The sequence below is a fragment of the Ruegeria sp. SATB027 genome, assembly GCF_059613825.1.
Genome location: NZ_JBXWTH010000028.1, coordinates 1 through 13,344 on the forward strand (window position 1 = coordinate 1; position 13,344 = coordinate 13,344).

Consider the following 13,344-nt stretch of genomic DNA (forward strand, 5'->3'; position numbering starts at 1 on the left):
TGGCGCGGTTGACGGGGCTCGAACCCGCGACCCCCGGCGTGACAGGCCGGTACTCTAACCAACTGAGCTACAACCGCCCGCTGCATGTTCATTGCTGAACGTTTGGGTGTATTATGGCTACGCTCGGGCAGCGTCAAGCGGCGTTTTCAAGTTTTTTGCCAGATTCCAGATTTTTGTATACGGCGCGATTTTTTGCGGATGCCGCGGGTTCTATTTCCCTTGCAGCCAACCCTCGGGAAAGATATCACCCCGTCCCATGGGTGATTAGCTCAGTGGTAGAGCGCTTCGTTCACATCGAAGATGTCAGCGGTTCAAATCCGTTATCACCCACCATTTTCCAGATCACACCGATGCCCAAAATGAAACGCTGGTTTCATGCTGCGTCTTGGCGCTGCATGGTGCGGTCTTCACTACATCCCTCAACAAAAAAGGCGAAGCTATTGCTTCGCCTTTTTTTGACTCACCAAAGACTTAATGCGCGGTCGCGGAAGGTCCGGTATTACCGGGCGACGCGGCCGCCGCTGCTGCGGCCTCTTCCGCGGCTTCGTCCCATTCGATCGGTTCCGGTTTACGCACCAAAGCATGTTCCAGAACTTCCGAGACATGTTTGACCGGGATGATCTTCAGCCCTTCTTTGACGTTGTCCGGGATATCCGCCAGATCCTTTTCATTCTCTTCCGGGATCAAAACGGTCTTTATCCCACCACGCAGCGCGGCCAGCAGTTTTTCTTTCAAACCACCAATCGGCATCGCATTCCCGCGCAGTGAGACTTCGCCGGTCATAGCAATGTCTTTCCGAACGGGAATACCGGTCAGAACCGAGACAATCGACGTGACCATGGCCAGACCAGCCGATGGGCCATCCTTGGGTGTCGCGCCATCCGGTACGTGAACGTGAATGTCGATCTTGTCGAACTGCGGCGGCTTTACCCCGATCTGAGGTGAAATCGAACGCACATAGGACGAAGCGGCGTCGATGGATTCCTTCATCACATCGCCCAGCTTACCGGTCGTCTTCATCCGCCCTTTGCCGGGCAGTTTCAACGCTTCGATATGCAACAGGTCGCCACCCACTGACGTCCAGGCAAGACCGGTGACAACACCAACCTGATCGTCCTGCTCGGCCAGGCCATAACGGAATTTCGGCACACCCAGAAAATCTTGCAGGTTTTCGGGTGTGACCTTAACGGTTTCCGCGTCCTTCTTAATGATCTTGGTCAGCGATTTGCGCGCAACCTTGGCGATTTCACGTTCAAGGTTCCGTACGCCCGCCTCACGGGTATAGGTGCGGATGATCTTTTGCAGCGCCTCATCGGTCAGTTCGAATTCCTTGGCTTTCAAACCATGGTTCTTGACCTGTTTGCTGATCAGGTGCTGCTTGGCGATCTCACGCTTTTCGTCCTCGGTGTAACCGGCCAACGGGATGATCTCCATCCGGTCAAGCAGAGGCCCGGGCATGTTGTAGCTGTTCGACGTGGTCAGGAACATCACGTTGGACAGGTCATATTCAACCTCAAGATAATGGTCCATGAACGTGTTGTTCTGTTCGGGGTCCAGCACCTCAAGCATCGCGGATGCCGGGTCACCCCGGAAATCCTGCCCCATCTTGTCGATTTCATCCAACAAAATCAGCGGGTTCGTGGTTTTCGCCTTCTTCAACGCCTGGATGATCTTGCCGGGCATCGAGCCAATGTAAGTCCGACGATGGCCCCGGATTTCGGATTCGTCGCGTACACCACCCAATGAGATGCGAATGAACTCGCGCCCGGTTGCCTTCGCAACCGACTTACCCAGCGAGGTCTTACCCACGCCTGGAGGGCCGACAAGGCACAGAATCGGCCCTTTCAGCTTTTTCGAGCGCTGTTGAACCGCAAGGTATTCAACGATCCGTTCCTTGACCTTCTCAAGCCCATAATGGTCGGCGTCCAGAATCTCCTGCGCGCGGCCCAAATCCTTTTTGACACGGGATTTGGTGCCCCAAGGCAGAGCAAGAATCCAATCCAGATAGTTGCGCACAACTGTGGCTTCGGCCGACATGGGCGACATGTTCTTGAGCTTCTTAAGCTCACCCTCGGCCTTTTCCCGCGCTTCTTTCGACAGCTTGGTCTCGGCGATTTTGGCTTCCAGTTCAGCAACTTCGTTGCTGCCGTCCTCACCATCGCCAAGTTCCTTCTGAATGGCCTTCATCTGCTCATTCAGATAATATTCACGCTGCGTCTTCTCCATCTGGGATTTGACGCGGGTCTTGATCTTCTTCTCGACCTGCAGAACAGACATCTCGCCCTGCATCAGGCCATAGACCTTCTCAAGCCGCTCGCTGACGCTGAGAGTTTCCAGAAGCTCCTGCTTTTGTTCGACTTCGATGCCCAGATGCCCCGACACAAGGTCGGCCAGCTTCGCAGGCTCGGTTGTATCGCCCACTGCGGTCAGTGCCTCTTCGGGGATGTTCTTGCGCACTTTGGCGTAACGCTCGAACTCGTCCGCGACAGTGCGCAACAGTGCTTCGGTCGTGGTGACGTCGCCGGGAATTTCGGTCAGGTATTCCGCGCGGGCTTCGAAAAACTCTTCGTTCTCCAGAAACTCGGTGATCTGAACGCGCGCCTGCCCTTCGACCAGCACTTTTACCGTGCCATCGGGCAGCTTCAGCAGTTGCAGCACATTTGCCAGAACGCCGGTGCGGTAGATGCCTTCTTCATCCGGATCGTCAACGCCGGGATCGATCTGGCTGGACAACAGAATTTGCTTGTCATCCTGCATCACCTCTTCCAGCGCGCGGACCGATTTGTCACGGCCTACGAAAAGCGGCACGATCATATGTGGGAACACCACAATATCGCGCAGCGGCAGGACGGGGTAGGAGGAATTCAGAGGCTCTTGCATGCTCTATCCTTATCATTGGCAAGACGGCACTTGTCCCTCATCGAGGCAACATTTGTCCGTCTCCTGTCTTGGACGATAAAGGTGGGGCCTCATCGCCCATTTTCAACCTTACCGCCATGTATCACCAATCAGAATGAACCGAGGTTTGGCAGACTGCAAGGCGTGCCGGAAACATATCCACCAAAATAGTAGAATACGCCCCGGTCTTGCGCGATCAGTCGCCAGAAAACAGCCCGGCTGCGCAGAACTGGCCGTTTTCGCCTTGGAGGCGGCAAAACATCACAACGGTTCGATATCCCCCTGCGCGCGCTGCGCGTGGAAATCGGCCTGCCAGACTTCGAACGCACCCGCGGCAATCGCGTCGCGCATGCCGGCCATGATCTCCTGAAAATAATGCAGGTTATGCCATGTCAGCAACATGCCGGAAATCATCTCATTCGCACGGAACACGTGGTGCAGGTAAGCGCGGGAATAATTCGAACAAGCCGGGCAAGTGCAGCGTTCGTCCAGCGGCCGCGGATCGTCTGCGTGACGGGCATTCTTGATGTTCACCACACCGTAGCGGGTGAAAACCTGCCCTGTACGCCCGGACCGCGAGGGCAACACGCAATCCATCATGTCGATCCCGCGGGCAACAGCACCGACGATATCGTCGGGTTTGCCAACGCCCATCAGATAGCGCGGCTTGTCCGATGGCAGGAAATCGGGGGCATAGTCGAGGCAAGAGAACATGGCCTCCTGCCCTTCGCCGACGGCCAGGCCACCAACCGCATAGCCTTCGAAACCAATAGATTTCAACGCCTTGGCGCTTTCTTCTCGCAGATCTTTTTCAAGCCCACCCTGCATGATGCCAAACAGCGCATGCCCCGGACGATCGCCAAACGCATCGCGCGACCGTTCGGCCCAACGCATCGACAGGCGCATCGACTCGGCAATGCGGTCACGATCCGCTGGCAGCGCAGGGCATTCATCGAAACACATGACAATGTCCGAGCCCAACAGGCGCTGGATCTTCATCGACCGTTCCGGTGTCAATTCGTGCTTTGACCCGTCAATATGGGATTTGAAAGTCACGCCCTTTTCAGTCAGCTTGCGCAAACCGGCCAGCGACATGACCTGAAATCCGCCGGAATCTGTCAGAATGGGCCGATCCCAGTTCATGAACTTGTGCAGTCCACCCAGTCGATCAATACGCTCAGCGGTCGGACGCAACATCAGGTGATAGGTGTTCCCCAGCAGGATGTCTGCCCCCGTCGCGCGAACGCTTTCCGGCATCATCGCCTTGACCGTTGCCGCAGTGCCAACCGGCATAAAGGCAGGCGTTCGCACGTCGCCGCGCGGTGTGCTGATCACACCGGTCCGGGCTTTGCCGTCTGTGGCTTTCAGATCAAAAGAAAACTGTTGGGTCATGTCATCGCCTCGGGTCGCCGAACCGGGCAGGCTTTGCCCGATCCGGTCGGTCTTTGCAACCCGTCAGGGTAGCGAGGCAACACGGTCTGTAAACAGTTGAACAACCCCTGCCCCATCCACGTCGCGGCAGACCCGAACTGCGGGACGTTCCGGATCAGGTCGCGTCGCACCCTTCTGGTCGCCTTCGATGACGACCCGCAGACCCGTTTCGACCATGTCAAACATAGCACCATGAGAACAAGCAATCACAGCCGTCGAATCGTGCAGGCCACAGCCCTCCAGACCACCGACGTCCTTGTAGAACTTCAGGTAAAAGCGAGAGATATCTCGCAGAAAGGACCCCATGTCAGGTGATCGCATTGCCAGGCTTTCGAAATCTGCAGTCTCGTAGAGCGTTTTCAGCGTGACATCCAAGCCGACCAGTACGGTTTCCGGCGGTGTGGCAAAGACCTCTTCAGCGGCAATCGCATCATGATAGATGTTGGCTTCGGCATGTACTGTAATATTACCAGGGCAGTACACCGCCCCGCCCATGATCACCAAACGCCCCAGATTGTCGGCGAATTCCGGATCCAGACGAATGGCGTTGGCGATGTTGGTCAGGGGGCCCACGGCGCACACCACCAGCTCTTTCTTGTGGGTTCGCGCCATATCAACCAGAAATTCAGCAGCTGGCAGGGCGTGGTTGCTTCCAATTTCGGGAATTTCAGTCAGGTCACCGAATCCTTCGGGACCATGCACATGTTCGGAGGGCGAATGCGTATCGGCACCCAGGGCAACCGCAGCCCCTTCAGCGACAGGCAGATCCAAACCCAGCTTATCAAGCAGGAACCGGGCATTGCGGCTGGATTGATGAACATGCGTGTTTCCGAACACGGTGGTCAGGCCGATCAGCTCGATCTCGGGCGCTGCGGCGGCATAGGCGATTGCCATGGCATCATCGATGCCAGGATCTGTATCGATTATCAGTTTCATCCAAGCCCGATACCGCAAACAATTAGGGATGCAAAGCGGTCACAGCACTATTTTTCGATACAGCGTTTTACAGTTGGAGCATTTGCATGGGGCTGCTTTCCACTCATACCAGAGTTGAAATCGGGCGACTCAATCGCCACATGTATACTATAGTACACAAAAATAAGAGGACAGTATGACCGAAGACCAAATCATCGGATTGCTTTCGTCAAACATCATTTACCTGCTGGCTGCAGTGCTGGTAATTGTTATCATTTTCAAAGGCATCAAGATTGTGCCTCAGTCCGAAAAATACGTAGTTGAACGGTTTGGGCGCCTGCATTCCGTGCTTGGCCCCGGCATCAACTTTATTGTCCCGCTACTGGACATTGCGCGTCACAAGATCTCGATCCTGGAACGCCAGCTGCCAAACGCGACGCAGGACGCAATCACCAAGGACAACGTTCTGGTGCAGATCGATACATCGGTCTTCTACCGTATTCTCGAACCTGAAAAGACGGTCTACCGGATTCGCGACGTAGATGGCGCGATTGCCACCACTGTTGCCGGGATCGTTCGAGCCGAGATTGGTAAGATGGATCTGGATGAGGTTCAGTCGAACCGGTCCCAACTGATCACGCGCATTCAGGAAAGCGTTGAAACAGCTGTCGATGACTGGGGTATCGAAGTCACCCGCGCCGAGATTCTGGACGTAAATCTGGATCAGGCCACCCGTGACGCCATGCTGCAACAGCTGAACGCCGAACGAGCCCGCCGCGCACAGGTGACAGAAGCCGAGGGCAAGAAGCGTGCTGTCGAACTGCATGCCGACGCCGAGCTTTACGCGGCTGAACAAACCGCCAAGGCGCGGCGTATTCAGGCCGAAGCCGAGGCGTTCGCCACCGGTGTTGTCGCCAAGGCCATTCAGGATAACGGCATCGAAGCTGCTCAGTATCAGGTTGCCTTGAAACAGGTTGAAGCCCTGAACGCGCTTGGAAACGGTACTGGCAAGCAAACCATTGTTGTGCCTGCCAACGCACTGGAAGCCTTCGGTGACGCGTTCAAAATGTTAAAAGGAGGAAAGTGATGGCTGACCCCTTCTGGTTGACCTGGTGGATCTGGCTGGCCGCCGCATTGGCGCTGGGTATCCTTGAGATTTTCCTGCCCGGTTTCATTTTTCTGGGCTTTGCAATCGGAGCCGCAGTCACGGGGCTTATCCTTGCCGTACCCGGAATGGCTCTGTCTTTGAATGTATTGGCGCTGATCTTTGCAGTGATGTCACTGATTGCGTGGCTTGTTTTGCGGAAACTGTTTGCGTTGCCGAACGGTCAGGTCAAAACTTTCAACCACGACATCAACGACTAAATTGCCGCGGCGCCCCAATCGGCGCCGCCGCCCTACTGGACCCTGTTGCTCCTATTCCCTATATAATCGCTCAGGCAACTGACCCGAGGCAAAGATGACTCACCCAAGCGAACAGTTTGAAGGCACACCGCTGATTGCGCCGTCAACCATTGAGCACCCCCTGTACGAGCCCGTGGTCGAGGCGTGTCGCACAGTCTATGACCCGGAAATCCCGGTGAACATCTATGACCTCGGCCTGATCTACACGATCGACATTTCCTCGGACAACGCCGTGAAGGTGATCATGACGCTGACAGCACCCGGTTGCCCTGTTGCCGGCGACATGCCCGGATGGATCATGGAAGCGATCGAGCCTGTTGCAGGCGTCAAAGAGGTTGACGTGGAACTGACCTGGGAGCCGCCCTGGGGTATGGAAATGATGTCAGACGAAGCGCGTCTGGAACTGGGATTTATGTAGGCACCTGCCACAGTTTCCCGGGTATTTGTCACAAAACATTGGCGTTTTTGTTACCTGCTCGTGCAGTCCCTGTCACAATGATACGGGAAAAGACCTGCGGACGGCACCAATCGGTGTCGTGCCTCGGGCCAGACATGATTTGACCGCCCCCCGAGTTCCGGCCCCGAAACACGGACCGTTCTTGCCCGAGAACGGTCCTTTTTCTTATCCAAACCACCAAACGTCGGGTAATCAGTTCAAATTGCAAGTCTTTTTGATCTCCGCAGATCTGGCGTCAAGTTGATTGATGTAGTCGCCCGACAGCATTTGCAGCCGTTTGTGTTCCGTTCCTGTGACCAGCCCCAAAAGTGCCCCGGCAGGAGTAATGGCGGCAACACTTTCCAACTGTTGGTCCTGCGCGTGCTTTTTCTCGGCCGCGATGGCGCGCAGATCGCCCTCGGCGGTCGCGCAGTTTACTGGATGCCTCTCTCCATCATTGGTGGCCGCCGCATCATCCGGAACAAACAGAAGAACTGCAATGGTAAGCACCGCGCGCATCAAGATCGAATTATCAATCGCCTGTAACTCATTCACAATATTATCCTTTCTGATAGTATTTCAAAGCAAACCGAGTTAACGGCTGACCAACTTGAACCCATTCAGTTCCACGGTCTCACGGTTGGATATCTTCAGCGAACCCATTCTGAATGCCGGGTTGTTTCATCCGGATAAAACTCTTTATAACACACCGTCTTGAGCCTTGACCTCCTGAGCCCTAAATTAAACGCAACGCGCGACAACGGAGACTTACATGTTCGGCATTCCCGGCAAGCAGGCTGTGACCATGACGCCCAAAGCCGCAGAACAAATCACCCGCCTGATGAACTCGGGTGGCCACGCTGGCTTGCGCATTGGCGTCAAGAAAGGCGGCTGTGCGGGCATGGAATACACCATGGAATATGTCGATCAAGCCGATCCGCATGACGAAGTTGTCGAACAGGATGGAGCACGCGTCATGATCGCGCCAATGGCGCAGATGTTCCTGTTCGGCACTGAAATCGATTACGAGGTGTCGTTGCTGGAATCAGGATTCAAGTTCAGGAATCCGAATGTCGTCGACGCCTGCGGTTGCGGTGAATCCATCAAATTCGATGAAAGCATCACGCAGCAATCCTAGTTTGCGCCGGATAATCCCGTGACACGGGCCAGACAGAACGCAGTATTGTCGATCATAGCGCTTGAACTCACCCGATCCGTGGAATTGTAAGATCGCGTCGACAATGATATCCGCATCCTAAATCATCGAATGATCAGGGAGATACGGGTATGCGGCGCAGGCTTGCGGCAGGAAACTGGAAAATGAACGGAACCGGTGCTGCGCTGAGCGAGCTTGAAGCACTGTGCAAGTCTCACCCAGACGCTTCGGTCGATATCCTGATCTGCCCTCCGGCAACATTGCTCAGCCGTGCCGCAGACACCGTACGAGGGTCAGCAGTTACCGTTGGCGGGCAGGATTGTCACGCGGCAAGCGCGGGCGCGCATACAGGCGATATCAGCGCCGAGATGCTGCTGGACGCGGGCGCGACGTCAGTCATCCTGGGTCATTCCGAACGTCGCGTAGACCATGAAGAGCATGACGAGGATATACGCGCCAAGGCCCGTGCAGCGATGGACGCGGGTTTAAAAGCGATCATTTGCGTAGGCGAAAGTCTGGAGCAACGCGAGGCGGCCAATACGCTCGACATAATCGGCGGTCAGATGTCGGGGTCGATCCCGGATCAGGCAACCGGCGAGAACCTGATCATTGCATATGAACCGATCTGGGCCATCGGCACCGGCAAGGTTCCGACGCTTGATGAGATCGGAGAAGTTCACGACTTCATCCGCGCTCGGCTAGAGCGCCGCTTTGGCGAAGGTGTGGGCCGCTCTGTCCGTCTTCTGTATGGTGGGTCGGTCAAACCCTCCAACGCGGCGGAGATCTTTGCGGTTTCAAATGTCGATGGTGCGCTTGTGGGTGGCGCCAGTCTGAAGGCCGGGGATTTCACGGGCATTATTCAGGCGCTGGAGAGCGTCTAGGATTCGCCTTTACTCGGCAATATCTTCGGCCCAAAGCTCTGGCTTTTCTTCGATGAACCGCTGCATCAGTGCGATGCAGTCAGGATCGTTGGCTATCACCACCTCGACACCGCGTTCGCGCAGGAAGTCTTCGTTGCCACCAAAGTTCTGGGTATCGCCGATCACCACACGCGGGATACCAAACTGAACGATAGTGCCCGAGCACATCATGCAAGGTGACAACGACGTGTAAAGAACCGTATCCCGATAGGTTTTCTGACGTCCCGCTTTGCGCAAGGCATCCATTTCGCCATGTGCGATCGGATCCCCGCCCTGCACACGTTGATTACGCCCTTGTGAAACAATATCGCCACCCCGCGCCAGAACTGACCCGATCGGGCATCCACCTTCGTCAAACCCGGCTTTGGCCTCGTCATAAGCAACGCGTAGCAGGCGCTTGTCGGTCTCGGTCAGCATTCCGGTCTCCATTTCCCGTGTTTCCTGAACCCTGCCCAAGCGCAATAGCTTGGTCAATAAAGGGCTCATGCCAGCTTCATCAAGATAAGACCTGACACGATAAGAAGGGCCGCGAGAATCCGCGCAGGGCTTAGGGCTTCACCCAGAAACAGGATACCGACACAGAACGCCCCCACTGCCCCGATACCCGTCCAGATGGTGTAAGCCGTGCCTAATGGCAGGTCGCGCATTGCCAGCGCCAACAGGCCGAAAGACCCGATCATCGAAAGAGCCATCAAGGCCGTAGGCCACAATCGGGTGAAACCAGCCGATTGCTTCATCGCTACAGCCCAGACGATCTCCAACAGGCCAGCAAAAAGAAGAAAGATCCAGGGCATATGACAACCTCGTATTCGTTCGGGTCGTCCCGAAAGATGTCCCATTATGGGGAGGTCGTCCTCTGAACCCGAGTTAAGCACTTGATTCCGGGGTTCAAGATACGAAAAAACCGGGCAGTCGAAACCGCCCGGCTACGTACATCGTCAAACCACCTAATTGGTTATGATTTCCGGGCCCATGAAGGTGTTGGGCAGGAATGTCGAGATCCACGGAATATACGTCACCATAATCAGGAAGACGAAGAGAACAGCGAGGAACGGTAGCGCTGCCCTCACAACGCTCATCATTGGCATACCTGCAACGCCCGAGGTTACGAACAGGTTTAAACCAACCGGAGGCGTAATCATTCCGATTTCCATGTTCACCACCATGATGATGCCCAGATGGATCGGATCGATGCCCAACTCGATGGCAATCGGGAACACCAGCGGTGCGACGATCACCAACAGGCCCGACGGCTCCATAAACTGGCCACCGATCAGCAGGATCACGTTCACAACGATCAGGAATGCCACCGGCCCTAGCCCTGCGGTCAGCATCGCCTCGGCGATATGCTGCGGCACCTGTTCGTCCGTCAGAACATGCTTAAGGATCAGCGCGTTGGCGATCACGAACAACAACGTCACCGTCAGCTTGCCCGCCTCGAACAGTGTATGCTTGGTATCCGGGTGAAAGAACGCAGTGACCAACGCGTAAGGCTTTTTCAGCAGCGGCAGGTTCTGTGCGTCCCCTTCCGTACTCAGCGGACCCATGTCCTTGTAGACGAAACTGGCGATGAAAAAGGCATAGACGGCAGCAACCGCGGCAGCCTCGGTCGGGGTAAAGATACCCCCGTAAATGCCACCCAGAATGATAACGATCAGGAACAGGCCCCAACCGGCCTCGCGGGCCGAGGTAAAGACCTCACCCCACCCCTTCCATTCACCCTTGGGCAGGTTCTTGACCTTTGCCATGACATAGATGGTGATCATCAGCATGAAGCCAGCCATCAGACCGGGAATAACGCCAGCCAGAAACATGCGCCCAACTGAAACTTCGACGGCGGCAGCATACACAACCATCACGATGGACGGAGGGATCAGGATGCCCAGCGTACCCGCGTTACAGATCACACCGGCGGCAAACTCTTTGGAATACCCAACCTGGCGCATACCTGCGATGACAATCGACCCGATCGCCACAACCGTGGCCGGGGACGATCCTGACAGCGCGGCAAACAGCATACAGGCAAACACGCCCGCAATCGCCAGGCCGCCGGGCAGATGCCCCACGCAAGCAATCGAGAAACGGATGATCCGACGCGCTACACCACCTGTCGTCATAAAGGACGAGGCCAGAATGAAGAACGGGATCGCCAACAGGGTGAAATGCCCCTCGAACGCCTCAAACAGCGTGCCTGCAACTGAAGCCAGCGAACTGTCGGAATAGATCAGCAGGAACAGGGTCGAGCTGAGGCCAAGTGCTACCGCAATCGGAACCCCGATCAGCAGCAGGCCGATGACCATCGAGAAAAGAAGGATAACGTCCATCAGTCATGCACCCCTTGTTGTGCGCGGACTTCTTCAATCTCGTCCTCGACTTCGTGGCTGGCGACAAGGCGATCGGTCTCACCACGCCAAATTTGAACGGCGACCTGCGTAAACCGGATCACCAGCAGCAGCATGGACACCGGCAGAACCAGATAAGGTACGACCTTGGGCAGTTTTTCATACCCCTCGCCATAGTTGATCAGGTCTTCCAGAAAGCGCAGCGGAGCGACCATGGGGATGTCGTCTACCTCGTAGAAACTCTGGCTGCGTGCGCCGAAATCAAACCCGGTCGGGAACCAGCGGCCCGATGTTGGCGGCAGATCTGCAAAGACGGCCCAATAGTCATATGCCCCTTTGAGCATCAGCAGCGAGAACATCAGACAGAACCCGACCGAGACCAGCGCCATAATGCGCCTCGGTGCTGGCGCCAGCATGTTCAGGATTGCATCCACACCCAGATGAGCATGTTTCTTGACCGCGTAAGACGCGCCCAGCAACACCAGCCAGCCAAACGTGAACACTGTCAACTCAAGCGCCCATAGGATATTTGAATTAAAGACAAACCGCGCGATCACGTTGGCAAATGTAACGACCGTCATAAGGCCCAAAAGCAACGCGATCAGGGTTTCTTCGATATGGTCGATCAGCCCGCCCTGGCCGGAGTTCGCACCAGACATCTTTCAGTCCCCGCATTTTATTGAAGAGAGAGTTGAGAATGGGGCGGGCCATTTCAGCCCGCCCGGCCTGCGCGTCGAATACTCCCCAGTCCCCGGACGCGCGGTCTTGAACGGGATCAGAATCCGGCGTTGATGGCCTGCGCCGCGTCGATCTTGTCTTGACCCACGTCACCGGCGAATTTGTCCCAAACCGGTTTCATTGCGTCGACCCAGGCCTGACGCTGTTCAGGGGTCAGTTCACGGATGACACCGCCTGCATCGATGATCGACGCTTTGGCCGCTTCGTTCACAGCAAAGGCTTCTTTGTTCCGGGTCTCGGTAACTTCGGCCAGAATAGTCAGGAACTGGTCCCGCACCGCCGGATCAAGACTGTCCAGCCAATCCACCGATGTCACGACCAGATAGTCGATGATGCCGTGGTTGGTTTCGGTGATACCGTCCTGCACCTCAAAGAACTTCTTGCCGTAGATGTTCGACCAGGTGTTTTCTTGCCCGTCCACAACGCCCTGTTGCAACGCGCCATACACTTCCGAGAATGCCATTTTCTGCGGGCTACCACCGATGGCTTCCATCTGTGCCACCAGCACATCTGACGACTGCACGCGGAACTTCAGACCGTTTGCATCCGACGGATCAACCAAAGCCTTATTGGCCGACATCTGCTTCATGCCATTGTGCCAGAACGCCAGACCTTGCAGGCCACGACGCTGCATGCTGTCTTTCATCGCCTGTCCCTCGGCCGAGGCCTGGAACGCGTCTACAGCGTCGACATTCTTGAACATGAACGGCAGGTCAAACAGGCGGAACTGTTTGGTGAACTTCTCGAACTTCGACAGCGAGGGCGCGGCCAGTTGCACGTCACCCTGCAACATCGCTTCGAGAACTTTGTCATCGTTGTAGAGCGTCGAGTTCGGATAGACCTCGACACACATCGTGCCGTTCATTTCGTCGTTGACCCGCTGCTCCAGCAGCGATGCCGCGATACCTTTGGGGTGTTTGTCGGTGTTCGTCACATGCGCGAACTTGACGACGATTTCACCTTCGTCGCATGCAGCCATACCAGCCGTTGCGGTTACTGTCAGAGCAAGCGCAGTTGCTGCCGTTGTCAGAAGCTTCATCTGATATCCTCCCAGAGTTCCTTGAAACTTGCAGTCGACGCCGGGTAAGCGCCGTATGGCGTGCA

The 13,344-nt window shown here is 55.9% G+C and carries 14 protein-coding genes and 2 tRNA genes; 6 read left to right on the plus strand and 10 right to left on the minus strand.

The genetic code is table 11. The features are described from left to right. A tRNA-Asp gene (locus AC2FPW_RS05210) sits at window positions 1–77 on the minus strand. A 181-nt stretch (window positions 78–258) separates the two neighbouring features. On the opposite strand from AC2FPW_RS05210, the gene AC2FPW_RS05215 reads away from it, so the two are divergent. Next, a tRNA-Val gene (locus AC2FPW_RS05215) sits at window positions 259–333 on the plus strand. Between the two features lie 138 nt (window positions 334–471). Here the strand turns inward: AC2FPW_RS05215 and lon are convergent. From lon to AC2FPW_RS05230, 3 genes are all read right to left on the minus strand, one after another. Next, entirely contained in the window at window positions 472–2,880 is a 2,409-nt protein-coding gene (lon, locus tag AC2FPW_RS05220; RefSeq protein ID WP_480537778.1) for an endopeptidase La, read from the minus strand. A gap of 279 nt (window positions 2,881–3,159) precedes the next feature. Further along, window positions 3,160–4,290: a tRNA guanosine(34) transglycosylase Tgt gene (gene tgt, locus AC2FPW_RS05225; protein ID WP_496812779.1), complete on the minus strand. Its 1,131-nt coding sequence runs from the start codon at window positions 4,288–4,290 to the stop codon at window positions 3,160–3,162. Window positions 4,291–4,353: 63 nt separating this feature from the next. Continuing rightward, window positions 4,354–5,265: a nucleoside hydrolase gene (locus AC2FPW_RS05230; RefSeq protein WP_496812780.1), complete on the minus strand. Its 912-nt coding sequence runs from the start codon at window positions 5,263–5,265 to the stop codon at window positions 4,354–4,356. Between the two features lie 175 nt (window positions 5,266–5,440). Between AC2FPW_RS05230 and AC2FPW_RS05235 the strand changes: the two genes are divergently transcribed. The 3 genes from AC2FPW_RS05235 to AC2FPW_RS05245 all read left to right on the plus strand — a co-directional run bounded on the left by AC2FPW_RS05235 (window position 5,441) and on the right by AC2FPW_RS05245 (window position 7,066). Continuing rightward, a complete protein-coding gene (locus AC2FPW_RS05235; protein WP_267364498.1) occupies window positions 5,441–6,331 on the plus strand; it encodes an SPFH domain-containing protein in 891 nt (296 codons plus the stop codon). Further along, window positions 6,331–6,609 carry an NfeD family protein gene (locus tag AC2FPW_RS05240; RefSeq protein WP_267364499.1) on the plus strand — a complete coding sequence of 93 codons (279 nt, stop codon included), beginning with the start codon at window positions 6,331–6,333 and terminating at the stop codon, window positions 6,607–6,609. Before AC2FPW_RS05235 ends, AC2FPW_RS05240 begins: the two co-directional genes overlap by 1 nt. 94 nt (window positions 6,610–6,703) lie before the next feature. Then, window positions 6,704–7,066, plus strand: coding sequence for an SUF system Fe-S cluster assembly protein (locus AC2FPW_RS05245; protein WP_267364500.1), 363 nt, complete (start codon window positions 6,704–6,706; stop codon window positions 7,064–7,066). A 231-nt stretch (window positions 7,067–7,297) separates the two neighbouring features. On the opposite strand, the gene AC2FPW_RS05250 is transcribed toward AC2FPW_RS05245, so the two are convergent. Next, window positions 7,298–7,639, minus strand: coding sequence for a hypothetical protein (locus AC2FPW_RS05250; protein ID WP_496812781.1), 342 nt, complete (start codon window positions 7,637–7,639; stop codon window positions 7,298–7,300). A gap of 217 nt (window positions 7,640–7,856) precedes the next feature. Here AC2FPW_RS05250 and AC2FPW_RS05255 point away from each other — a divergent pair, with 217 nt between their 5' ends. Both AC2FPW_RS05255 and tpiA read left to right on the plus strand, forming a co-directional pair. Continuing rightward, window positions 7,857–8,222, plus strand: coding sequence for a HesB/IscA family protein (locus tag AC2FPW_RS05255; RefSeq protein ID WP_480481127.1), 366 nt, complete (start codon window positions 7,857–7,859; stop codon window positions 8,220–8,222). Window positions 8,223–8,371: 149 nt separating this feature from the next. Next, window positions 8,372–9,121 (plus strand): triose-phosphate isomerase, encoded by a 750-nt coding sequence (gene tpiA, locus AC2FPW_RS05260; RefSeq protein WP_480537770.1) that lies wholly within the window; start codon window positions 8,372–8,374, stop codon window positions 9,119–9,121. 9 nt (window positions 9,122–9,130) lie between these two features. Here tpiA and AC2FPW_RS05265 read toward each other — a convergent pair whose 3' ends face one another. The 5 genes from AC2FPW_RS05265 to AC2FPW_RS05285 all read right to left on the minus strand — a co-directional run bounded on the left by AC2FPW_RS05265 (window position 9,131) and on the right by AC2FPW_RS05285 (window position 13,279). Continuing rightward, window positions 9,131–9,646: a nucleoside deaminase gene (locus AC2FPW_RS05265; RefSeq protein WP_267364504.1), complete on the minus strand. Its 516-nt coding sequence runs from the start codon at window positions 9,644–9,646 to the stop codon at window positions 9,131–9,133. Next, window positions 9,643–9,954: a DMT family transporter gene (locus tag AC2FPW_RS05270; protein WP_480481130.1), complete on the minus strand. Its 312-nt coding sequence runs from the start codon at window positions 9,952–9,954 to the stop codon at window positions 9,643–9,645. The genes AC2FPW_RS05265 and AC2FPW_RS05270 overlap by 4 nt, the downstream gene beginning before the upstream one ends. Before the next feature lie 153 nt (window positions 9,955–10,107). Then, window positions 10,108–11,484 (minus strand): TRAP transporter large permease, encoded by a 1,377-nt coding sequence (locus AC2FPW_RS05275; RefSeq protein WP_480505350.1) that lies wholly within the window; start codon window positions 11,482–11,484, stop codon window positions 10,108–10,110. Continuing rightward, window positions 11,484–12,161 (minus strand): TRAP transporter small permease, encoded by a 678-nt coding sequence (locus AC2FPW_RS05280; RefSeq protein WP_480772642.1) that lies wholly within the window; start codon window positions 12,159–12,161, stop codon window positions 11,484–11,486. The genes AC2FPW_RS05275 and AC2FPW_RS05280 overlap by 1 nt, the downstream gene beginning before the upstream one ends. A 116-nt stretch (window positions 12,162–12,277) precedes the next feature. After that, window positions 12,278–13,279 carry a DctP family TRAP transporter solute-binding subunit gene (locus AC2FPW_RS05285; protein WP_209504066.1) on the minus strand — a complete coding sequence of 334 codons (1,002 nt, stop codon included), beginning with the start codon at window positions 13,277–13,279 and terminating at the stop codon, window positions 12,278–12,280. Between the last annotated feature and the right edge of the window lie 65 nt (window positions 13,280–13,344).

Coding starts and splice junctions, on each gene's coding strand:
- lon (WP_480537778.1), bottom strand. CDS start 2,880: ATGCAAGAGCCTCTGAATTCCTCCTACCCCGTCCTGCCGCTGCGCGAT.
- tgt (WP_496812779.1), bottom strand. CDS start 4,290: ATGACCCAACAGTTTTCTTTTGATCTGAAAGCCACAGACGGCAAAGCC.
- AC2FPW_RS05230 (WP_496812780.1), bottom strand. CDS start 5,265: ATGAAACTGATAATCGATACAGATCCTGGCATCGATGATGCCATGGCA.
- AC2FPW_RS05235 (WP_267364498.1), top strand. CDS start 5,441: ATGACCGAAGACCAAATCATCGGATTGCTTTCGTCAAACATCATTTAC.
- AC2FPW_RS05240 (WP_267364499.1), top strand. CDS start 6,331: ATGGCTGACCCCTTCTGGTTGACCTGGTGGATCTGGCTGGCCGCCGCA.
- AC2FPW_RS05245 (WP_267364500.1), top strand. CDS start 6,704: ATGACTCACCCAAGCGAACAGTTTGAAGGCACACCGCTGATTGCGCCG.
- AC2FPW_RS05255 (WP_480481127.1), top strand. CDS start 7,857: ATGTTCGGCATTCCCGGCAAGCAGGCTGTGACCATGACGCCCAAAGCC.
- tpiA (WP_480537770.1), top strand. CDS start 8,372: ATGCGGCGCAGGCTTGCGGCAGGAAACTGGAAAATGAACGGAACCGGT.
- AC2FPW_RS05265 (WP_267364504.1), bottom strand. CDS start 9,646: ATGAGCCCTTTATTGACCAAGCTATTGCGCTTGGGCAGGGTTCAGGAA.
- AC2FPW_RS05270 (WP_480481130.1), bottom strand. CDS start 9,954: ATGCCCTGGATCTTTCTTCTTTTTGCTGGCCTGTTGGAGATCGTCTGG.
- AC2FPW_RS05275 (WP_480505350.1), bottom strand. CDS start 11,484: ATGGACGTTATCCTTCTTTTCTCGATGGTCATCGGCCTGCTGCTGATC.
- AC2FPW_RS05280 (WP_480772642.1), bottom strand. CDS start 12,161: ATGTCTGGTGCGAACTCCGGCCAGGGCGGGCTGATCGACCATATCGAA.
- AC2FPW_RS05285 (WP_209504066.1), bottom strand. CDS start 13,279: ATGAAGCTTCTGACAACGGCAGCAACTGCGCTTGCTCTGACAGTAACC.